Raw genomic sequence first — 20,715 nt, forward strand, 5'->3', positions numbered from 1 at the left:
TGCAGAGTATCGGTCCCCGGTCGGGGCGATGCCAACCGATATTCGTCGCGGTGTCAGGTGGGAGATGCCTACCGATATCCTGATACGCGTGTCGGGACAACCCCAGAGCGGTCCGACGGTCCCGCGCGTCCGGGTGGCCAACGTCGCCAACCTGCTGACCGGTGTCCGGCTGATCCTGGTCCCGATCTTCCTGCTGGCCCTGTTCGCCGGTGACGGTCACGAAACTGCAAGCCGGATAACCGCTTTCGTCATTTTCGCGGTCGCGGTGATCACCGACCGACTGGACGGCTCGCTGGCCCGCACCTACGGGATGGTCACCGAGTTCGGCAAGCTGGCCGACCCCATCGCCGACAAGATGCTCATCGGGGCGGCGCTGATCGGGCTGTCGATGCTCGGCGACCTGCCGTGGTGGGTGACCCTGGTGATCCTGGCCCGCGAGCTGGGCATCACGGTGCTGCGGTTCGCGGTGCTGCGGCGCGGTGTGATCCCCGCCAGCCGGGGCGGCAAGCTCAAGACGCTGGTTCAGGCTGTCGCGATCGGTCTATTCGTGCTGCCGTTGCACAACTGGCCGCCCACCTGGCTCACGGTGGCCTGGGTGATCATGTGGGCCGCGATCGTGCTGACCGTGCTCACCGGCATCGACTACGTGGTGTCGGCCGTCAAGGACTCCCGTGAGCGATCCGCTGGTCGATGACGCCGCCGGGACGCTGGTCGCCCGGCTGACCGGCCTCGGCCATACCGTCGCCACCGCCGAGTCGCTGACCGCCGGGCTGCTGGCCGCCACGCTGGCGGGCGTGCCCGGCGCCAGTGCCGTCCTGCGGGGCGGGCTGGTCACCTATACCGTCGAGACCAAGATCACGCTGGCCGGCGTGCCCCGCGATCTGCTCGACGAATTCGGTCCAGTGGCCGCGCCGACGGCGGCGGCGCTGGCCGAGGGTGCGCGCGAGCGCTGCGCCGCCACCTGGGGGGTCGGGCTGACCGGGGTGGCCGGTCCGGAGCCGCACGGCGGGCACCCGGTGGGCACGGTGTACCTGGGGCTGGCCGGTCCGGGGCCGGGTTCGGCCGAGGTCACCGAGCTGGAGCTGACCGGCTCGCGCTGGGACATTCGGCTGGCCGCGGTGCATGAGGCCGTCCGGCGTCTGCACAACCTGGTAGACCGGTCCTGAGATCCTGGGAACCAATCCGGCCGTTTGCGGCGTTGCAGTAGTGGCTGCGACTAGTGGAGGAGGACAGCCAGATGGCGGTACTGCTGCGTGAGGTGATCGGCGACGTGCTTCGCGACGCCCGCACCTCGCAGGGACGCACCCTTCGCGAGGTTTCCGATTCGGCTCGGGTGAGCCTCGGTTACCTCTCCGAGGTCGAGCGTGGTCGCAAAGAGGCGTCCAGTGAGCTGCTCAGCGCCATCTGCAGTGCGCTGCGCGTCCCGCTGTCGCGGGTGCTGACCGACGCCGGGGAGAAGATGGCCGACCGTGAGCGCCTTGCCCCGTTGACGGCTGTGCCCAGCCCGGAAGCCTCCATTGACGTCGCCACCAAGGTCGTCATCCCGCATCCGGTTGCGATGGCGGTGGCCTGACCCGTCCGCCGGCGGAATGCCGACAGGGCTGTGGCCGGTCATCGCGAACCGATAAATTGGGTTCGACCACCTCATTGCGGCACTCGATACGAAGGCAGGGCAACTGATGGCCAATCCGTTCACCAAGGCGTGGAAGTACCTGATGGCGCTGTTCAGCTCCAAGGTCGACGAATATGCCGACCCGAAGGTGCAGATCCAGCAGGCCATCGAGGAGGCGCAGCGCCAGCACCAGGGGTTGACCCAGCAGGCCGCACAGGTGATCGGAAATCAGCGCCAGCTTGAGATGCGGCTCAACCGTCAGCTCGCTGACATCGAGAAGCTGCAGGTCAACGTCCGGCAGGCGCTTACCCTCGCCGACCAGGCCACCGCGGCCGGTGATGCGGCCAAGGCCACCGAGTACAACAACGCCGCCGAGGCGTTCGCCGCCCAGCTGGTCACTGCCGAGCAGAGTGTCGAGGATCTCAAGACCCTGCACGATCAGGCGCTGCAGGCCGCCGGCCAGGCCAAGAAGGCTGTCGAGCAGAACGCCATGGTGCTGCAGCAGAAGATCGCCGAGCGCACCAAGCTGCTCTCGCAGCTGGAACAGGCCAAGATGCAGGAGCAGGTCAGCGCCTCGCTGCGGTCGATGAGCGAGATCGCCGCCCCCGGCAACACCCCCAGCCTGGATGAGGTGCGGGACAAGATCGAGCGCCGCTACGCCAACGCGATGGGGTCTGCCGAGCTGGCCCAGAACTCGGTGCAGGGCCGGATGCTCGAGATTCAGCAGGCCAGTGTGCAGATGGCCGGGCACTCCCGGCTCGAGCAGATCCGTGCGTCCATGCGCGGCGATGCGCTGCCGTCCGGGGACGCGGCCCCGGCCAGCCCGGCGGTCCAGGCCGGTACCCCCGAGCCCGAAAAGCCGCTCGGACAGTAGGAGGCGAACACTTCGATGACGGTGAAACCGGACAAGCCCGGATTCGTCACGCGGCAGTGGCGTTCGACCCTGCAGCGCGGTGTCGACACCGTCAGCGAGTACGCCGAGGTGGCGGCCCAGAAGCTCAGTGCCGCCGCTGATCCGCGGGCTCGGCTGTTGCGCAAGCGGCGTTGGGCGTTGCGGCTGGGTCTGTTCTTCTCGTTCGCGTCGGTGTTCTGGATGCTCGTCACCGGCCTGCTCGCGACCTGGAGCACCCCGGTGTGGGCGCTGCTGATCACCGGCCTGATCGCCGCGGGTGCGGCGGCTCCGGCCACGATGCTGCTGTTGCGCTACCGCTGGCTGCGCGCGGAGCCGCTGCCCCCGCGACGTCAGGTCAGCGGCCGTCGGCTCCCCCCGCACGGTTCGGTGGCCCGGCCGACCATGTCGGCACTGGGCGCCTCCGAGCGGGGCCTGCACTCGCTGCTGGGGGTGATGGCGCGCGGAAACCTGTTGCCCCCCGAGGAGATCCGCGAGCTGACCGAGGCCGCCAACCGCACCGCGGCGACGATGGCAGCGACCGCCGACGAGGTGGTCTCGATGGAACGTGCCGCCGCCGAGACGCCCACCTCGCGGTCGTATCTGGCCCCGACCATCAATGCGTTCACCGCACAGCTCAACCACGGCGTGCGGCAGTACAACGAAATGGTGACCGCCGCAGCGCAGCTGGTGTCGGCGGCCAATACCGGCTCGATGTCCAGTTCGCCGATGTCGGCGCAGCGTTACCGAAACGAGCTTGCCGACGCCACCGACCGGCTGACCGGCTGGGCGCAGGCCTTCGACGAGCTCGGTCAGCTGCGTCGAGCCTGACTTACGGGCGGAATTTCGGCGCATTTAACGGCGCCGTTACCGAAATTCGCTAGGCAAAAGATGCGCGGAACCGCGTCAGCAGCGTAACTTCTCCGGGATGACTGCCGTCCTGTCTGTGTCACCGCAGGAAGATCATCGTTTCTTCGGTCATCCCATTGGGTTGGCGACGCTGTTCACCACCGAATTGTGGGAGCGTTTCAGCTACTACGGGATGCTTGCCATCTTGGTGCTCTATCTCGCTGCCGACGAATCGGCGGGCGGACTCGGATTGTCGGGCACCACGGCAATCGGGATCTTCGGGGTCTACAGCGCGATGATCTACCTGCTGACCGTGCCCGGCGGTTGGCTGGCAGACCGGTTGCTCGGTCCGCATCGTGCGGTGCTGATCGGTGCATGCACCATCGCGGCCGGCCACTTCGTGCTGGCAATTCCGGCGCCGGTATCGGTGTGGCCCGGGATGGTGTTGATCGCGATCGGCACCGGACTTCTCAAGCCCAATATCTCGGCCATGGTTGGCGAACTCTACGACCAGGACCCGGATGAGGGTGAGCGTCGTGATGCCGGATTCTCGATCTTCTACATGGGAATCAACATCGGCAGTTTCTTCTCGCCGTTGGTCTGCGGGTATCTCGGCGAAAATGTCGGCTGGCACATTGGTTTCGGTGCGGCCGGCGTGGGGATGACGATTGCGGTGCTCATCTACGTCGCCTCAGCACCGCGCACGCTGGGCCCGATCGGCCGCTCCGTTCCCAACCCCGAGACCCGCGACCAGCTTCGGAAGGTCGGCCTGATCGCGGGTGCATTCCTCGGTGCGAGCGCTGTCCTGTTCACCATCGACGCACTGTTCGGCAGTTATCGGGCCGAGCACATGATCTGGTACCTGGCCGCGATCACCGTCGCGACACCGTTTGTGTTCTTCAATCGGATCTTCCGCAGTGCGGACCTCACCGCCCTGGATCGCGACCGGATGAAGGCCTACCTGTGGATCTTCGCCGGCTCGGCGATGTTCTGGTTGATCAGCGATCAGGGTGGTTCGACGTTGAGCCTGTTCGCCGAGGGCAACACCGACCGCAATATCGGCGGCTTCCTAGTGCCGGCGAGCTGGCTACAGTCGGTCAACCCTGTCGCGATCGTGCTGCTGGCGCCGGTATTTGCCGTCATCTGGATGCGGCTGGGCAGGCGGGCACCGACGTTGCCGAGCAAGTTCGTGCTGGCCCTGGTCTTGATCGGCTTGTCATTTCTGGCCATGGCGATGTTGGCGAATACAGCCGGCCAGGGTGTCAAGGTTGCCTGGCTCTGGCTGGCGACGATCATCGTCGTCCAGACGGTTGGCGAACTCTTGCTGAGCCCAACCGGTTTGGCCGCGTCGAGCCACCTGGCCCCACGCGGGTTGGAGAGTCAGGTTGTCGCGCTGTGGTTCCTGTCGAGCGCGGTCGGCGATGCGATCGGCAGCACGATCGCGCCCCTGCAGGACTCCATGGGGCTGGTCGGCTACTTCTGCCTCGTTGGTGGAGCTGCTCTGGTGTTGGGGGTCATCCTGGCGACTCAGGTCAAACGGATCCACTCGTTGATGGGCGGCATCCACTGAACCTCAGGGCCGCGGGCGCAGTGCCGGAATCAGAGCGCCCACGACGCCGCGGGCAATGGCCTTACTGAAATCGAACATGTCGAAGTAGTCCCGCCACAACGTGATCCGGCCGTTGCTCACCTCGAAGACGCCGCACACCCAGAACTGCAACCGCACCGGGCCGACCACCAGCACGTCGGTGCGTTCGGTCAGCACCACCGGTCCGTTGACGGCGATGCGGTGGATCTTCACCTCGAAGCGACCCTTGCCCTGCATGCGCCGGAACAGCTTCATGGTGCGGGCCCGGCCGCGGATGGTGGGGAAACCGACGTTCTGGTACACCAGGTTGTCGTCCAGCTGAGCGTCGGCGGTGTCCAGGTCTTCGTCCTGCAGGGCGGACAGGAACACCTCGACGGTGTGCGCGTTGTCGATGTCGGAGCTCACGTTGGTGGTCTGCTCGGTCATATCCGCCAGAGTAGGCGCGTCCGCCTGTGGCAGGGTAGGCCGCGTGCGCGTCGCGGTCGTCGCCGGTCCAGATCCGGGGCATGCCTTTCCCGCGATCGCGTTGTGCCTGCGGTTCGCCGCCGCCGGGGATCGCCCCGTCCTGCTGACCGGGGCCGAATGGCTCGAGACCGCGCGGGCGGCCGGTATCGAGTCCGTCGAGCTCGCCGGACTGGATCCCACCGAGACCGATGACGACGCCGACGCCGGTGCCAAGATCCATCAGCGCGCGGCGCGGATGGCGGTTCTCAATCTGGCGGTGCTGCGCGGCCTCGCCCTCGATCTGGTGGTCTCCGATGTGATCACCGTGTGCGGCGGGATGGCGGCTGACCTGCTGGGCATTCCGTGGGTCGAGCTCAGCCCACACCCGCTGTACCTGCCGTCGAAGGGCCTGCCGCCGCTGGGCAGCGGGCTGGCGCCGGGCACCGGCGTGCGCGGGCGGCTGCGCGACGCCGTCATGCGCGCGCTGACCGCGCGCTCGGTGCAGCAGGGCCAGCGCCAGCGCGCCCAGGCCCGGGTGCGGATCGGCTTACCGGCACATGACCCAGGACCGGTGCGCCGCCTGATCGCCACCCTGCCGGCGCTGGAGGTGCCCCGACCGGACTGGCCCGCCGAGGCTGTCGTCGTCGGCCCGCTGCATTTCGAGCCGACGTCCGCGGTGCTGGCGATTCCGCCGGGGGAGGGTCCGGTGATCGTGGTGGCCCCGTCGACGGCCACGACCGGGGCCACCGGGGTGGCCGAGCTGGCGCTGACACATCTGGTGCCCGGTGACACGGTGCCCGCGGGCACGCGGGTGGTGATCTCCCGGCTGGGCGGCGACGACCTGGACGTGCCGCCCTGGGCCGTCGTTGGGCTGGGCCGTCAGGACGAGCTGCTGGCCCATGCCGATCTGGTGATCGGCGGCGGCGGTCACGGGATGTTGTCGAAGACCCTGCTGGCCGGGGTGCCGATGGTGGTGATCCCCGGCGGCGGCGACCAGTGGGAACTGGCCAATCGCGTTGTCCGGCAAGGGAGCGCGCGGCTGATCCGGCCGCTGAGTGCGGCCGCCCTGGTGAGCGAGGTGACCGAGGTGCTGTCCTCGCCGGGCTACCGGCAGGCGGCCCGGCGGGCCGGGGCGAGCATCGGGCAGGTCGCCGATCCGGTACGGGTGTGCCATGAATCGGTAGCTGGGTAGGTTGGTGGCGTGCGGCTGACCGAATTCACCGAGCTCGTCGAGGCGCAGTTCGGCCGGGCTCGCGGTGCGTCGTTGCTGGTGGACCATGTGCTGACCGCGCTGGGCGGGCGTACGGCGGCCCAGGCCGTCGAGGACGGGGTGGATCCCCGCGAGGTGTGGCGGGCGCTGTGCGCGGACTTCGACGTGCCGCGCGATCAGTGGTAACCGACACGCGGCGGCGCGCCTCCTTGTCATCGAACACATGTTCGTTATTGTGGTCCGTATTCGACCGTCGCCGTTTTGTCAGTGGGCTCCTCTAGCGTCACGGCCAACTGACCGACACCGGTCAACCGAACATCGGAAGAGAGCGGAGACCTCATGGCGCAGCAAGCCCCCGATCGCGAGAAAGCCCTCGAGCTCGCGATCGCGCAGATCGAGAAGAATCACGGCAAGGGCTCGGTGATGCGCCTCGGTGACGAGGTACGTCAGCCCATCTCGGTCATCCCGACCGGTTCCATCGCCCTGGATGTGGCATTGGGCATCGGCGGCCTGCCCCGCGGCCGCATTATCGAGATCTACGGCCCGGAGTCCTCGGGTAAGACCACCGTCGCCCTGCACGCGGTGGCCAACGCCCAGGCGGCCGGTGGCATCGCGGCCTTCATCGACGCCGAGCACGCGCTGGATCCCGATTACGCCGCGAAGCTGGGTGTCGACACCGACGCGCTGCTGGTCAGCCAGCCCGACACCGGTGAGCAGGCACTCGAGATCGCCGACATGCTGATCCGCTCCGGGGCCATCGACATCATCGTCATCGACTCGGTGGCTGCTTTGGTGCCGCGCGCCGAGATCGAGGGCGAGATGGGCGACAGCCACGTCGGCCTGCAGGCCCGCCTGATGAGCCAGGCGCTGCGCAAGATCACCGGCGCGCTGAGCAACTCCGGTACCACCGCGATCTTCATCAACCAGCTGCGCGAGAAGATCGGTGTCATGTTCGGTTCGCCCGAAACGACAACGGGCGGTAAGGCATTGAAGTTCTACGCCTCGGTTCGGCTGGATGTGCGACGGATCGAGACGCTCAAGGACGGCACCGACGCGGTGGGTAACCGCACCCGCTGCAAGGTGGTCAAGAACAAGGTGTCGCCGCCGTTCAAGCAGGCTGAGTTCGACATCCTCTACGGCAAGGGCATCAGCCGGGAGGGCTCGCTCATCGACATGGGCGTCGAGCAGGGCTTCATCCGCAAGTCCGGGTCGTGGTTCACCTACGAGGGTGAGCAACTCGGACAGGGCAAGGAGAACGCCCGCAACTTCCTCATTCAGAACCCCGACGTGGGCAACGAGATCGAGAAGAAGATCAAAGAGAAGCTCGGTATCGGCGCGGTGATAACCGACGAACTCAGCGATGACGTTCTGCCCGCCCCAGTCGACTTCTGAGACCCGCGAAGAGCAGGCGCATGCGTTGTGCCTGCGCCTGCTCACAGCGCGGTCGCGCACCCGATCCGAGCTTGCCGCGCAGTTGACCAAACGGGGATACCCCGAGGCGGTCGCCGCGACGGTACTCAATCGGCTGGCCACCGTAGGTCTGATCGACGACGCCGACTTTGCCGAGCAGTGGGTCCGGTCACGCCGGGCTCGGGCCGGAAAAGGCAAGCGTGCCTTGGCCGCTGAGCTGCGCAATAAGGGTATCGACGACGACGTGATCGCCGATGCGCTCGAGGGCATCGACGCCGCCGCCGAACGGCAGCGTGCCGAGCAGTTGGTGGAGCAGAAGCTGCGCCGGGAGGCGTTGACCGAGGCCGACGAGGCCAAGGTGATGCGCAGACTGGTCGGCATGCTGGCCCGTCGCGGCTACCACCAGAGCCTGGCGGTGGCGGTGGTCAGTGAGGGATTGGCGGCGGAGCGGGAACGTCGCCGGGTCTGACTCGCCCCGCCCGGCGCGGGTTCAGTCTCGGCGCCGACCCTCGACCGAAGACCGGGGCAGGCGCCCGGCGCGTGAGTGGCCGCGGAGCTGATCGTCATCGACCAGCACGTCGAACTCGAGTTTCAGCCGCATCGGCTTGGTGACCGTCTGACGCCAGGTCACTCGCTGCCCGCCGGCTTCGTCGGCGATCGCGATGTCGGTCAGCGTGACGGTCTCGTTCTTTCCCGTTGCGCTGCCGATGATGACGCCATCATCATCGGTAAAGCGATACTCGATCTGCAGTGACCCGATCGGGGTCTTGATCGCGACGTCCCATACTCCGACCAGACCCATCCTCACACCGCCACCGGAAGCCGGCCGGTATCGGTCCACACCGTGCCGCGGCGCTCATAGGCGAACAACTCCTCTACCGCCACTGCCACCTTGGGGCCGAAGCCGCGGCTCAGTAGGTGCAAGGCGAGGTCGAGGCCGGAGGTCACGCCGCCGGCGGTGACGAGGTCGCCGTCGTCGACGACCCTGGCCCGCACCGCCGTGACGCCGGTGGCTTCCAACACGTCGACACCGAGATGATGTGTGTTGGCGTTGCGGCCCTCGATCAAGCCCGCCATGGCCAGCGCCAGCGAGCCTCCGCACACGGTCGCGACCGTAATGGCGGGATTTTCCAGGGCTTGTCGCATCAGCGGCACGGCCGCGGTCTCGCCGAAGCGGGCGAGCAGGACGGGAATGGTCGCCACCTGGTCGGGATCGCCGTCGATGGGGCCCGAAGCGCCCGGCACGATGACATAACCCGGCTTGGTGGGATCGAGCTGACCGGTGGCCGGTATCACCAGGCCGCGCGTTCCGCTGACGACTGGGCGCGGACCCTCGGCAGTGACCATCTCCACCACCAGGTCGCCGCCCACCGCGTCGCTGCCGGCTGCCAGCACCTCGAACGGGGCGATGGCGTCAAGTGGGTCGAATCCGTCGAAAAGCAGTATCTGCGCATGCATGTCGGGAATCTTCGGCGTACCTGCCGGTAATCGACAGTGGCAGGATAGCCATCTATCGACGGGATATTGCCAACGTTGTTACGGTTTGCACGTGCATACCGTTGCCCTGCTCGCGTTGCCCGACACCATCGCCTTCGACCTGGCCACACCGATTGAGATGTTCGGCCGTGCACTCCTGCCGGACGGGAAGCCGGCATACCGGGTGATCGTCTGCGGGTCCGAAAGCTCTGTCACGGCAGGGCCTTTGCGCATCTCGACCGACCACGGGATCGACGAACTGGCTGGCGCGCACACGATCATTGTTCCTGGCCGCAACGACGCGCTGGCGCAGCCGCCGGCCGAAGTCGTCGATGCGTTGCGCGCCGCGTTCGCCGGCGGAACGCGGATAGCCTCGATCTGCGTCGGGGCGCTGACTCTGGCCGCTACCGGTCTCCTCGACGGCAGACGCGCGACCACCCACTGGGCGGCCGCCGATCATTTCCGCGCGGCCTTCCCCACGGTGCAGCTGGATGCCGATGTCCTCTACGTCGACGAAGGGCAGCTATTGACGTCGGCCGGTGCATCCGCCGGTATCGACCTGTGTCTGTACATGATTCAGCGCGACTACGGTGCCTGCGTTGCGGCCGAGGTCGCCCGGCTGGCGGTGGCCCCGCTGCACCGCAGCGGCGGGCAGGCGCAGTTCATCCTGCGGAACCGGGTGCCGCAACACCATGTTGGCAAGCGCACCGAACTCGACGACGTCCTGGAATGGATCGAGCAGCACGCACATCAGGATCTGACACTGGAGGCCATCGCGGTAGAAGCGGCGACGAGCGTGCGCACCCTGAATCGGCGCTTCCAGGCCGAAACCGGGCAGACTCCGATGCAATGGCTCACCGGCGTGCGGGTGCGGCACGCGCAGCAGCTGCTCGAGTCGACCGCACTGGGCGTCGAACGGATCGGTCGCAAGGTCGGGTTCACCTCCGCGACGAACTTTCGTGAACAGTTCCGCCGGTGGGTCGGGGTGTCACCGCAGAGCTACCGCAGCACATTCCGGCACGGGTTAGGCTCCCCGGATGCGGATCTCGGTTAAGTTGGCGCCCACCTTCGCCTACCCCGAGCTCGAGACGTTCTGGCGCTGCGCCGATGACCTCGGCTTCGACGCGGTCTGGGATTACGACCACTTCTACGGTCTGGTCGACCACGCCAAGCCCACTCACGAAGGCTGGACCACCCTGGCCGCGATGGCCGTGGTGACCCGCCGCGCCAGGGTCGGTTGCATGGTGACCGGCGTGACCTATCGCAACCCGGCGATCCTGGCCAAGATGGCCGTCACCGTCGACCACATCTGCGGCGGTCGGCTGGACTTCGGCATCGGCGCGGGCTGGCATGAGGCCGAGCATCGCGGATATGGTCTCGAATTCCCCAGCGCGGGAACACGAGTGGCTATGGTCGACGAGGCGCTCACCGTCATCCGCCGGTTGTGGACCGAGGAATCGGTCAGCTTCGAGGGCCGGTTCTACACCCTGCAGGACGCCATCTGCGAGCCCAAACCCGTGCAACGCCCACACCCGCCGATCGTCATCGGCGGGTCGCAGCCCAAGATGCTGCGGGTCACCGCCCGCCATGCCGATGAGTGGAACATGCCCAGCCACGAGGGCCCCCGGCAATGGGGTGAGGCCAACCGCCGGCTCGACGACGCATGCGCCGAAGTGGGCCGCGACCCGGCCGCGATTCGCCGATCCGTCCAGCTCTTCCTGCACCCCCGCGAACCCCAGCAGGTCGACGCGCAACTGGATCTCCTGCCCGACTACGAGCGACTCGGCTGCCAGCATGCCGTGCTGTCGTTCTACCAGCCGCCGTCGGCCGAGCTGTTGCGGCGGTGCGCGGCGTTGGGCTGAGCGCCCTCCGGAAACCAGGGGAGATGTCGGTGGCAGTCGTCGCTCAATCGGGACGCTTTTGCGTACGGGTGGCGGTCGCAGTCGCGGCGCTCGTGACCGGCGTAATCCTGGCATGCGTGCTCGCCCTTGCCGTTCTGCTGCTCGCGGCCCGTCTTGTCCCGGCGCCGTGGGTCTTCCTCGGCGCGGGTTATCTTGCTCTGGTGGCGGGCGGCCTGGTGACCATGCTCGCGGTTCGCAAGATTCTCCGGCTCAACGGCACGTGGCGATCGACCGCTGGGGTTGGCCTCGGCCTGGCGATCGTCGTGGCGCTCGCCGCCGGATTCACCCTCTTCGACCGATTCCCCTCGATGCCGGTCGAAGCCGATCCGGTGGGAGTCCACTACTGGTCGATTCCTCACGGCCGGCTGGCCTACTACCACCTTCCGGCGGCCCCAACGTCCGACAAGCATGCGCCTGTTGTGTTCCTGCACGGCGGTCCAGGCACGCCAGGGGAGGGATTGCCAACGGGCAGTGCGGAACTGGCCGCACTCGGCTACGACGTCTATGCCTATGACCAACTCGGGGCGGGCCGGTCCTCTCGATTGAGTGACATCACCCAGTACACCGTCGAGCACGCCCTCGACGACCTCGATGAGGTGCGACGCGCGGTCGGCGCGCAGAAGATGATCCTGATCGGCCGATCCTGGGGTGGCTCGCTACTCGCCCAGTACCTGGCACGTCACCCGGATCGCGTCGAGCGGGCGGTCTTCGTCACGCCCGGCACCATCTGGGGTGGTCTCGACGAGGCCGTCGGCGAACCCTGGCCGACACGCGACGCTACCGAGCACCGCGACTACGCAACGCTCACCGGACGACCCCGCACGCTGCTCCAGAGCCTTCTGCTCGAGGTCAACCCGGACGCGGCCCACGCTTTCGTGCCGGACCGGGAAGCTGACAGTTGGATGAGGGCAGTTGCGCTGACCGGTCGCAGCGCCACGGCGTGTTCTGGCCGGCCCCGGGCCGCGGCGCATCGCAACCTGCAGGGCTTCTACAGCAATCAGATGCTCGCCTCGGATTTCGCAACCACCGCCGACCCCCGGCCCGCCCTGGCACGGGCACATGTCCCGGCACTCGTCCTGGCGGCACAGTGTGATTTCATCCACTGGCCGGTCACGCGGCGCTACGTCGATGCCATCCCTGGAGCAGTCCTCGTTCCCGTCGCCAACGCCCGACATGGCATTGCGGATGACCAGCCGGCACTGTTCACCCGCTTGGTCACGGAGTTCATCACCGGGCAGCCCCTGGAGACGCCACCCTGGCCGTCAGCGGCCGATCCGTGGGCCCGCCCGCCGAGTGGCTGAGACGGCAGCCGATCGACTCACCGCTGGCCGGGCGCAGCAGCATGCGCGTGAGCTCGGGATGCCGCCGCGGGGACGGCGTCGACCCGTCGTTCGTTGGGACAGGACGCCGATACGCGGCGTGCTTTCCTTCCCACGCCCGGGCTCAACCGTCAGTCCCCGGGCTCCAGTTCGGCTTGTACATGCATCGGTGCTGGACCCCGCTTGGAGCTTCGCAACCGTCGCTCCAGCCGTGTCGCCGCCGACGACAGTGCGAAGTTGGCACTGATCATCAACACCGCGATGACGATCAGCGCCGGAATGTAGTTGCCGTAGGACGATCCGACGACGGTGCCTTGGCGCACCATCTCCACGAAGGTGATCTGGTAGCCGATCGCGGTGTCCTTCAGCACCACCACGAGCTGGGACACCAACACCGGCAACATCGAGGTGATCGCCTGCGGCAACAGGATTGCCCGCATCGTCTGCCCCGACCGCAACCCCAGCGCGGCCGCGGCCTCGGACTGCCCGCGTGGGAGCGTCTTGACGCCCGCTCGCACGATCTCGGCGATCACGGCGGAGTTGTACAGCGTCAGCCCCGTCACCACACCGGCCAACGCCAGCTGGCTGGACGGGAACACGTCGTAGAGCGCGTACAGGAAGTAGGCGAAGATCATCATGATCAGCACCGGCACGGCTCGGAAGAATTCGACGATCACCGCGCACGGCCAGCGCACTGCGCCGATTTCTGACAACCGTCCCACACCCAGCAGCAATCCCAGGATCCCGGCGAGCACGATCGACAGGGCTGCCGCGGTCAAGGTGCCCTGGATACCCGGCAGAACATAGGTCTTCCACAGGTTGGCCGTGGTGAACGGCTCCCACTTGGCTGCGCTCAACTGACCCTTGCCGGCCAGTTGAGCGACGACCACCCACGCCACCAGGGCGATGATGACCAGGGTGACCACCGAGATCACCCGGTTGCGCACCAGCGCCCGGGGCCCGGGGGCGTCGAAGAGAACCGAACCGCTCATTACCGCGCCACCGCCCAACGCTTGCCTAGCCATCCGAATAGCAGTCCCAGCGGGAGAGTGAGGATCAAGAATCCGACCGCGAAGATGCTGCCGACCACGAGCAGTGCCGCGGTGTTCTCGATCATCTCCTTCATCAGCAGCGCCGCCTCAGCCACACCGATGGCCGAGGCGATGGTGGTGTTCTTCGTCAAGGCGATCAGCACTGAGCCCAGCGGGATGACGACCGCCCGAAAGGCCTGCGGGAGAAGCACGATCCGCAGGTTCTGCCCGAACGTGAACCCGAGCGAACGGGCCGCCTCGGCCTGACCCAGCGGCACCGTGTTGACCCCGGAGCGCACTGTTTCACACACGAACGAGGCGGTGTAGACCGTCAAACCGAGCACCGCCAGCCGAAAGTTGCTGTCCGCGATCGATGTCGGCGACGTGGAGTCGCTCAGCGTGACCCCCAGGGTCTGTGCCAAACCGAACGAACAGAACAGGATGATCAACGTCAGCGGGGTGTTGCGCACCGTGTTGACGTAGGTGGTCCCGAGCCAGTTGAGCGTCGGGATGGGCGACAACCGCATCGCCGCCAGGATCGTGCCGAGTATCAACGCCCCGATCGCGGAGAACACGGTGAGTTGGATGGTCGTCCAGAACGCCTTCAGGATCTGGCTGCGGTACTTGCTGAAGATCTGAACGTTCTCGGCGCTGGCGGTGGATGCGCCGGTGTCCAGCGGCGGGGGAGTCGGTGCGACGATTCCGGCGGCGCCGAGGTTCTTGTCGAACGCCGTTTTCCAGCTGCCATCCTGCTCCATCTTGATGATGGCATCGTTGATCTTTTGGCGAAGTTCCTTATCGCCCTTGCGCAGTCCGATTCCGTAGCGCTCCACCGAGAACGGTTCACCGATGATCTTGAACGCACCGGGGAACTGGGCGGCGAAACCAGCCAGGATCACCTGGTCGGTGCTGACCGCGTCGATGGCGCCGTTGCGCAGCGCCTCCACGCACGCCGAGTAGGTGTCGTACTGCTGGAGCTGCACACCGGGGTATTTGTCCTTGATGCGCTGGGCCGGTGTGGAACCCGAAACCGAGCACAGTCGCTTACCGTTCTGCAGCGACTCCGGGCCGGCGATGTCGGTGTTGTCGGCGCGCACCAGCAGGCTTTGTCCGGTCACCAGATACGGCCCGGCGAAGTCGACCTTCTGCTTGCGGGCATCGGTGATCGAGTAGGTCGCCACGATGTAGTCGACCTGGCCATTCTGGATGAGCGTCTCACGCTGGCCGGACGGCGCCTCCTTCCAGTCGATCTCGTCCGGCTTGTAGCCGAGCTGGCCGGCGACATAGGTGGCGACGTCGACGTCGAAACCGGCCATCGTCCCGTCGGGTTTCTTCACCGCCAACCCGGGCTGGTCGAATTTGGTACCGATGGTGATCTTTTTCCCGTCGGCCCCGCACGAGGTGGCGACAAAGGGCAGCGCCAACAGCATCGCGATCACCAGCAGGCGCACAGTCCGTGACGGCATGCCGTGCCTTTCGCTGTTAGTGGTTGAGGATCTTGCCGAGGAAGTCTTTGGCACGTTCGGAGCGCGGATTGTCGAAGAACTCGGCGGGCGACGCGTCTTCGACGATCGCTCCGTCGGCCATGAACACCACCCGGTCGGCGGCGCGCCGCGCGAAGCCCATCTCATGGGTCACCACGACCATCGTCATGCCCTCCGAGGCCAGCGAGGTCATCACCGTGAGCACTTCGTTGACCATCTCGGGGTCCAGCGCGCTGGTCGGCTCGTCGAACAGCATCACCTTGGGATTCATCGCCAGCGACCGCGCGATGGCCACCCGCTGCTGCTGGCCACCGGACAGCTGCGCCGGATACTTGTCGGCCTGGTTGGCCACTCCGACCCGTTCGAGCAGCGCCATCGCGCGCTCCCTGGCCTTGTCCTTGCCCAGCTTGCGCACCTTGACCGGCGCCAGTGTGACGTTCTCCAGGATCGTCTTGTGGGCGAACAGATTGAACGACTGGAAGACCATGCCCACATCGGATCGCAGCTGGGCCAGTTTGCGGCCCTCGGCAGGCAATTGCTCGCCGTCGATCGCTATCGTGCCGGAATCCACCGTCTCCAACCGGTTGAGAGTCCGGCACAACGTCGACTTGCCCGACCCCGAGGGCCCGAGCACCACAACCACCTGGCCGCTGTCGACGTCCAGGTTGATGTCCTTGAGCACGTGCAGGTCGCCGAAATGTTTGTTGACGCCCTTGATCGAAATCATCGGTCCACCACCGTCGCGTCCCATGCCGTCAGACCATACCCAGGGAACCCTCAGTTTGCTGGGTGATGACGGATTCTGCGATTTCTCCGTCGCCGGGCCCGCTCCGTACGATGAGCGTGTGACATCGGTGCTGACCCAGGGCTCTGAAGCGGGAGGAGCGGCGGACGATCCGTCGCACTCGGCGGCCGGGCGTACCTATCAGGTCCGCACCTACGGCTGCCAGATGAACGTGCACGACTCCGAGCGGCTGGCCGGGCTGTTGGAGGCCGCCGGCTATCGCCGGGCCCCCGAGGGGACCGACGCTGATGTCGTGGTGTTCAACACCTGCGCGGTGCGGGAGAACGCCGACAACAAGCTCTACGGCAACATCAGCCACCTGGCCCCGCGCAAGCAGGCCGACCCCGATATGCAGATCGCGGTGGGGGGCTGCCTGGCCCAGAAGGACCGAGAGGGCCTGCTGCAGAAGGCGCCGTGGGTCGACGTCGTGTTCGGCACCCACAACATCGGGTCCCTGCCCGCTCTGCTGGAGCGGGCCAGGCACAACCGGCAGGCCCAGGTCGAGATCGCCGAATCTCTGCGGGAATTCCCCTCGACACTGCCCGCTGCCCGCGAATCTGCTTACGCGGCATGGGTTTCCATCTCAGTGGGCTGCAACAACACCTGCACGTTCTGCATCGTGCCGTCGTTGCGCGGCAAGGAAGTGGATCGCCGCCCCGACGAAATCCTGACCGAGGTGCGTTCGCTGGTCGACCAGGGCGTACTGGAGATCACGCTGCTGGGCCAGAACGTCAACGCCTATGGCGTCTCGTTCGACGATCCGGCCACCCCGCGCGATCGCGGCGCGTTCGCTGCGCTGCTGCGCAGTTGCGGCGGCATCGACGGGTTGGAGCGAGTCCGGTTCACCTCGCCACATCCCGCCGAATTCACCGACGACGTCATCGAGGCGATGGCACAGACCCCGAACGTCTGCCCAGCGCTGCACATGCCGTTGCAGTCCGGTTCCGACCGCATGCTCAAGGCGATGCGCCGGTCCTACCGCGCCGAGAAGTATCTGGGCATCATCGAACGGGTCCGTGCCGCGATGCCCGCCGCCGCGATCACCACCGACATCATTGTCGGGTTCCCCGGTGAAACCGAGGAGGATTTCGCCGCCACCCTCGATGTGGTGCGCGCGGCCAGGTTCTGCGCGGCGTTCACCTTCCAGTACTCCAAGCGGCCCGGCACCCCGGCTGCCGAACTCGACGGCCAGCTTCCCAAAGCGGTTGTGCAGGAACGCTATATGCGCTTGCTGGCAGTGCAGGAGCAGATCTCGTTTGAGGAGAACAGCGCGCAGATCGGCACCGAAGTGGAGCTGCTCGTCGCCACCGGCGAGGGCCGCAAGGACGCCAGCACCGCCCGGATGAGCGGACGCGCGCGCGACGGCCGGCTGGTGCATTTCACCCCGGGGCAGACCGAGGTGCGCCCCGGCGACATCGTCACCACCACGGTGACCGGTGCCGCGCCGCACCACCTGATCGCCGACGCGCCGCTGCGCAGCTACCGCCGGACCCGCGCCGGCGACGCCCACGCGGCGGGCCAGCGGCCCCGCACGGTCGGGTTGGGGCTGCCTCCGGTGGGCAGGCCACCCGTCGAACAGACGACGACGGGATGTGCACGATGAGTGACTTCGAGTCCTACCGGGCCGAAATCGAGGCGGCCGAACGCAAGGTCGCCGGCGAGATCCAGCCGGGTGGCCGCGCGCTGGTGGTGGCAATCCTGGTGTTCATCCTGCTGGTGTCGCTGATCCTGCCGCACACCGGCGGAGCCCGCGGAATCGACGTCCTGACCGGCGACGACAAGGCACTGAGCGTCGGCATCGCGCTGCCCTCGCGGGTGTTCAGCTGGCTGGCCCTGGTCTTCGGCGTGGGATTCTCCATGCTGGCGCTGCTGACCCGGCGCTGGGCGTTGGCCTGGATCGCGTTGGCCGGTTCCGCGCTGGCCAGCGCGCTCGGGTTGCTGGCCGTCTGGTCGCGCCAGACGGCCGGGCACGGTCATCCCGGCCCGGGCATCGGCCTGCTGGTGGGGTGGTTCGCGGTCATCTTGCTGACGTTCCACTGGGCGCGGGTGGTGTGGACTCGCACCGCCGTGCAGTTGGCGGCCGAGGCACAACGCCGTCAGGAAGCCGCCGAGCGTCAGTCCCGCTCGCTGCTGGAGGACGTGGACCGCCGCGAAGGCGGCGAGCAGACCCCGCCCAGCGATCCCAAGCCCTGACGCCCAAACCGACAATCGGGCGGCGAACTGCGAGTGGATCGCGCCCAAACGTCGATCTCGAGGCGGCGCGCTAGCGCCTCTTGCCCAGCGCCTCGGCCGCGGCGTCGGCCCACTGCCGCCACTGCTCGGCGCTGGCCCGGGCTTGCTCGGCGTCCTTGGTGCGGCCGGCCGCGGCCGCCTTCTCGGCTTGGCGCTCGAACTGCTCGGCGCGGGCCCGGAACTGCTCGGCACGGGCCTGGGCTTCGGGGTCGATGCGGCCGGAGTCGGCGGCGTCGCGGACCTTCTTCTCCACCGCGCGCAACCGGCGCTCGAGCTCGGGGCCCCGCTCGCGAGGGACCTTGCCGATCGCGTCCCACTTGTCGGTGAGCGTCCGCAGCGCCGAGCGGGCCGCGTCCGGATTCGACGTGTCGAGCTTCTCGGCCTCGGCTAGCAGGGCCTCCTTGGCGGCCGCGTTGGCGTGGAATTCGGCGTCGCGCTCGGCGCTGACCGCGTTGCGGGCGGCGAAGAACGTGTCCTGAGCTGACTTGAACCGATGCCACAGCGCGTCGTCGACGTCCTTGGAGGCCCGGCCTGCCGCCTTCCACTGCGCGAGCAGATCGCGGAACGCCCCCGCCGTCGCGGCCCAGTCCGTGGAACCCGACAGTTCCTCGGCGCGTTTGCACAACTCTTCCTTGGCCTGCTTGGCCCCGGCGCGCTCGCGGTCGAGATCGGCGAAGTGCGAGCCGCGGCGCCGGTTGAACGTCTCGCGTGCTGCCGAGTAGCGCTTCCACAGCGCGTCGTCGGTTTTGCGGTCCAGGCCGGTGACGGTGCGCCACTCGTCGAGGATGGTGCGTAGCCGGTCGCCGGCGGCCTTCCACTGCGTCGAGTTGGCGGCTAGCTCCTCGGCCTCGGCGGCGAGCGCCTCCTTGCGTGCGGTCTGCGCCGCACGTTGCTCCTCGCGGCGGGCACGGTCGGCCGCGGCGGTCTCCTCGGCGTGATCGCGGATCGCGGCCAGCCGCTCGGCAAGCCCGTCGAGATCGCCCAAAACGCTTGCTGTCGGCAAGGTTTCAGCCAGCGCGGCGGCGGCCGCCTTGATCTTGCGGGCGTCGCCAGAGCCCGACGCCAGCCGCGTTTCCATCAGCGTGACCTCGGTAGCCAGATCCTCGAAACGCCGGCCGAAGTGGGCAAACGCCGCCTCGTTGTCCCCGGCCTGCCAGGAACCGATGGACCGTTCGCCGGCCGAGGTGATCAGCCATACCGTGCCGTCGTCGTCGATGCGGCCGAACCGGTGCGGGTCGCTCGACGGCGGCGCGGACACCGGGGCGGCAGCCGGGTGCGGCTTGGGAACGGGCCGCGGCGGTCCCGGTCGGGGAGCCGGCCTGGGTGGCTCGCCGGCGTGCGGTTCGTCGATGGTCATGGCTCGCCTCACTTACCCCTCCGCGCGGTAACACCCGCGCATCTGCCGCGCGACGCGGCGCCAGTGCTGCATGGATGACGGCGCCGCCGAAGTGCAGGCGGCCGCCCTCGTTGGTATTGAACCAGGTTGATGGCGGGCGTGCGCCCGGGTTGGGGCGTACCGGTTGCACATGCCACCGATGGGCGGGCAGGCTGACCAGTTCGAGGTCGGAGGAAATCGGTCATGGCACGAGCGGATATCGCTGCCCTGCTGGCGCTGTGCGCCGCGTTCTTCATCGCGATCGGCGATGTCATCCAGCAGCGGTCGGCCCACGACGTCACCGACGAACAGGTCGGTCACGTTGAGCTGTTCACCCGGCTGCTGCGGGACAAGGTGTGGTGGGTGGGCAGTCTGGCGGGCGGGGCCGGATTCGGGTTCCAGGCGGCCGCGCTCGGGTTCGGCTCGGTGCTGCTGGTCCAGGCGCTGCTGGTGACCTCGCTGCTGTTCGCGTTGCCGATCAGTGCCTACGTCGCGCACCGCCGGATCACCCGGGCGCAGTGGCTGTGGGCGGTGCTGCTGGCCGCGTCGGTGGCCGTGATCGTCACCGTCGGCAACCCGACCGAAGGGCACTCCCGGGCGGGCTTCGAGCTGTGGATCTCGGTGGCCGCCGTCATGGGTCCCGCGCTGGTGCTGTGCGTGCTCGGAGCCCGGATTTGGTCGGGCAGGCCGGCGGCGGCGGTCTTGCTCGCGTTGGTCTCCGGGTCGCTGTGGGGCCTGTTCGCGGTGCTGACCAAGGGCGTCGTCGAGCGCCTGGGTCACGGCATCTGGGCGATGCTGTCCGCGCCTGAGCTCTACGCGTGGGCGCTGGTGGCGGTGGCCGCCACCGCCTGGCAGCAGTCGTCGTTCCGGGCCGGTTCCATGGCGGCGTCGTTGCCGACGATGACGGTCACCGAACCGCTGGTCGGCTCGGTGCTGGGCATCTTCGTGCTCGGCGAGGCGCTGCGACCCGGTGAGACTGGCTGGTTCGTGCTGATCGCTGCCGTCGTCGTGATGGTGGCCGCCACGGCGGCGCTCGCCCACGGCGAAGCCACTGCCGGCGCCACGCCCGCCGCCGAGGGTGTGCCCGGCTGACCGCACTACCGTGTGGGAC

General features: G+C 67.7%; 23 protein-coding genes and 1 pseudogene. 16 read left to right on the top strand and 8 right to left on the bottom strand.

Annotation, left to right across the window (positions count from 1 at the left end; genetic code table 11):
• The first annotated feature begins 64 nt into the window (after window positions 1-64).
• The 6 genes from pgsA (at window position 65) to ADBZ9K_RS17510 (ending at window position 4,920) form a co-directional block, all read left to right on the top strand.
• Window positions 65-694, top strand: a complete 630-nt coding sequence (gene pgsA / locus ADBZ9K_RS17485) for a CDP-diacylglycerol--glycerol-3-phosphate 3-phosphatidyltransferase (protein WP_526622545.1) — start codon at window positions 65-67, stop codon at window positions 692-694.
• A complete protein-coding gene (locus ADBZ9K_RS17490) occupies window positions 672-1,166 on the top strand; it encodes a CinA family protein (RefSeq protein WP_526622547.1) in 495 nt (164 codons plus the stop codon). The genes pgsA and ADBZ9K_RS17490 overlap by 23 nt, the downstream gene beginning before the upstream one ends.
• A gap of 71 nt (window positions 1,167-1,237) precedes the next feature.
• Complete coding sequence (gene clgR / locus ADBZ9K_RS17495; protein ID WP_526622548.1) at window positions 1,238-1,573, top strand: transcriptional regulator ClgR; 336 nt, start codon at window positions 1,238-1,240, stop codon at window positions 1,571-1,573.
• A gap of 106 nt (window positions 1,574-1,679) precedes the next feature.
• Window positions 1,680-2,486 carry a phage shock protein PspA gene (pspA, locus tag ADBZ9K_RS17500; protein WP_526622550.1) on the top strand — a complete coding sequence of 269 codons (807 nt, stop codon included), beginning with the start codon at window positions 1,680-1,682 and terminating at the stop codon, window positions 2,484-2,486.
• A gap of 15 nt (window positions 2,487-2,501) precedes the next feature.
• A complete protein-coding gene (gene pspM / locus ADBZ9K_RS17505; protein WP_526622552.1) occupies window positions 2,502-3,332 on the top strand; it encodes a phage shock envelope stress response protein PspM in 831 nt (276 codons plus the stop codon).
• 97 nt (window positions 3,333-3,429) lie between these two features.
• Entirely contained in the window at window positions 3,430-4,920 is a 1,491-nt protein-coding gene (locus tag ADBZ9K_RS17510) for a peptide MFS transporter (protein WP_526622554.1), read from the top strand.
• Between the two features lie 3 nt (window positions 4,921-4,923).
• Here ADBZ9K_RS17510 and ADBZ9K_RS17515 read toward each other — a convergent pair whose 3' ends face one another.
• Entirely contained in the window at window positions 4,924-5,364 is a 441-nt protein-coding gene (locus tag ADBZ9K_RS17515; protein ID WP_526622556.1) for a limonene-1,2-epoxide hydrolase family protein, read from the bottom strand.
• Between the two features lie 43 nt (window positions 5,365-5,407).
• Here ADBZ9K_RS17515 and ADBZ9K_RS17520 point away from each other — a divergent pair, with 43 nt between their 5' ends.
• From ADBZ9K_RS17520 to recX, 4 genes are all read left to right on the top strand, one after another.
• Window positions 5,408-6,574, top strand: coding sequence for a glycosyltransferase (locus ADBZ9K_RS17520; RefSeq protein WP_526622558.1), 1,167 nt, complete (start codon window positions 5,408-5,410; stop codon window positions 6,572-6,574).
• A 9-nt stretch (window positions 6,575-6,583) separates the two neighbouring features.
• Entirely contained in the window at window positions 6,584-6,778 is a 195-nt protein-coding gene (locus ADBZ9K_RS17525; protein WP_526622560.1) for a DUF3046 domain-containing protein, read from the top strand.
• Window positions 6,779-6,931: 153 nt separating this feature from the next.
• A complete protein-coding gene (gene recA, locus ADBZ9K_RS17530) occupies window positions 6,932-7,984 on the top strand; it encodes a recombinase RecA (protein ID WP_526622562.1) in 1,053 nt (350 codons plus the stop codon).
• On the top strand, window positions 7,953-8,471 hold the full coding sequence (gene recX, locus ADBZ9K_RS17535) for a recombination regulator RecX (RefSeq protein WP_526622564.1): 519 nt from the start codon (window positions 7,953-7,955) through the stop codon (window positions 8,469-8,471). The genes recA and recX overlap by 32 nt, the downstream gene beginning before the upstream one ends.
• Before the next feature lie 21 nt (window positions 8,472-8,492).
• Here recX and ADBZ9K_RS17540 read toward each other — a convergent pair whose 3' ends face one another.
• Together ADBZ9K_RS17540 and ADBZ9K_RS17545 are read right to left on the bottom strand one after the other, a co-directional pair.
• Window positions 8,493-8,804, bottom strand: coding sequence for a hypothetical protein (locus ADBZ9K_RS17540; RefSeq protein ID WP_526622566.1), 312 nt, complete (start codon window positions 8,802-8,804; stop codon window positions 8,493-8,495).
• 2 nt (window positions 8,805-8,806) lie between these two features.
• Entirely contained in the window at window positions 8,807-9,460 is a 654-nt protein-coding gene (locus ADBZ9K_RS17545) for a DJ-1/PfpI family protein (RefSeq protein WP_526622568.1), read from the bottom strand.
• A 91-nt stretch (window positions 9,461-9,551) separates the two neighbouring features.
• Here ADBZ9K_RS17545 and ADBZ9K_RS17550 point away from each other — a divergent pair, with 91 nt between their 5' ends.
• The 3 genes from ADBZ9K_RS17550 to ADBZ9K_RS17560 are packed head-to-tail and all read left to right on the top strand — an operon-like array spanning window position 9,552 to window position 12,680.
• Window positions 9,552-10,532 carry a GlxA family transcriptional regulator gene (locus tag ADBZ9K_RS17550; RefSeq protein ID WP_526622570.1) on the top strand — a complete coding sequence of 327 codons (981 nt, stop codon included), beginning with the start codon at window positions 9,552-9,554 and terminating at the stop codon, window positions 10,530-10,532.
• On the top strand, window positions 10,516-11,340 hold the full coding sequence (locus ADBZ9K_RS17555) for a TIGR03560 family F420-dependent LLM class oxidoreductase (protein WP_526622572.1): 825 nt from the start codon (window positions 10,516-10,518) through the stop codon (window positions 11,338-11,340). Before ADBZ9K_RS17550 ends, ADBZ9K_RS17555 begins: the two co-directional genes overlap by 17 nt.
• Window positions 11,341-11,369: 29 nt before the next feature.
• Window positions 11,370-12,680, top strand: coding sequence for an alpha/beta fold hydrolase (locus ADBZ9K_RS17560; RefSeq protein WP_526622574.1), 1,311 nt, complete (start codon window positions 11,370-11,372; stop codon window positions 12,678-12,680).
• Between the two features lie 149 nt (window positions 12,681-12,829).
• On the opposite strand, the gene ADBZ9K_RS17565 is transcribed toward ADBZ9K_RS17560, so the two are convergent.
• From ADBZ9K_RS17565 to ADBZ9K_RS17580, 4 genes and pseudogenes are all read right to left on the bottom strand, one after another.
• A complete protein-coding gene (locus ADBZ9K_RS17565) occupies window positions 12,830-13,690 on the bottom strand; it encodes an amino acid ABC transporter permease (protein ID WP_526622576.1) in 861 nt (286 codons plus the stop codon).
• Complete coding sequence (locus ADBZ9K_RS17570; RefSeq protein WP_526622755.1) at window positions 13,690-14,406, bottom strand: amino acid ABC transporter permease; 717 nt, start codon at window positions 14,404-14,406, stop codon at window positions 13,690-13,692. Before ADBZ9K_RS17570 ends, ADBZ9K_RS17565 begins: the two co-directional genes overlap by 1 nt.
• Window positions 14,401-15,195 (bottom strand): annotated as a pseudogene (locus ADBZ9K_RS17575) (glutamate ABC transporter substrate-binding protein); the annotation flags it as partial. The pseudogene ADBZ9K_RS17575 and the gene ADBZ9K_RS17570, both read right to left, overlap by 6 nt.
• A gap of 16 nt (window positions 15,196-15,211) precedes the next feature.
• The gene (locus ADBZ9K_RS17580) at window positions 15,212-15,940 is read right to left on the bottom strand and encodes an amino acid ABC transporter ATP-binding protein (protein WP_526622757.1); all 729 of its coding nucleotides are present in this window, start codon (window positions 15,938-15,940) and stop codon (window positions 15,212-15,214) included.
• A 127-nt stretch (window positions 15,941-16,067) separates the two neighbouring features.
• Between ADBZ9K_RS17580 and miaB the strand changes: the two genes are divergently transcribed.
• Both miaB and ADBZ9K_RS17590 read left to right on the top strand, forming a co-directional pair.
• Window positions 16,068-17,600 carry a tRNA (N6-isopentenyl adenosine(37)-C2)-methylthiotransferase MiaB gene (miaB, locus tag ADBZ9K_RS17585; protein WP_526622759.1) on the top strand — a complete coding sequence of 511 codons (1,533 nt, stop codon included), beginning with the start codon at window positions 16,068-16,070 and terminating at the stop codon, window positions 17,598-17,600.
• Window positions 17,588-18,190, top strand: a complete 603-nt coding sequence (locus ADBZ9K_RS17590) for an Rv2732c family membrane protein (RefSeq protein ID WP_526622578.1) — start codon at window positions 17,588-17,590, stop codon at window positions 18,188-18,190. Before miaB ends, ADBZ9K_RS17590 begins: the two co-directional genes overlap by 13 nt.
• Before the next feature lie 70 nt (window positions 18,191-18,260).
• Here ADBZ9K_RS17590 and ADBZ9K_RS17595 read toward each other — a convergent pair whose 3' ends face one another.
• Complete coding sequence (locus ADBZ9K_RS17595; RefSeq protein ID WP_526622580.1) at window positions 18,261-19,586, bottom strand: DUF349 domain-containing protein; 1,326 nt, start codon at window positions 19,584-19,586, stop codon at window positions 18,261-18,263.
• A gap of 222 nt (window positions 19,587-19,808) precedes the next feature.
• Here ADBZ9K_RS17595 and ADBZ9K_RS17600 point away from each other — a divergent pair, with 222 nt between their 5' ends.
• Window positions 19,809-20,696, top strand: coding sequence for a DMT family transporter (locus ADBZ9K_RS17600; RefSeq protein WP_526622582.1), 888 nt, complete (start codon window positions 19,809-19,811; stop codon window positions 20,694-20,696).
• The last annotated feature ends 19 nt before the right edge of the window (window positions 20,697-20,715 follow it).

The sequence above is a fragment of the Mycobacterium sp. genome, from assembly GCF_965229265.1.
GTDB lineage: Bacteria > Actinomycetota > Actinomycetes > Mycobacteriales > Mycobacteriaceae > Mycobacterium.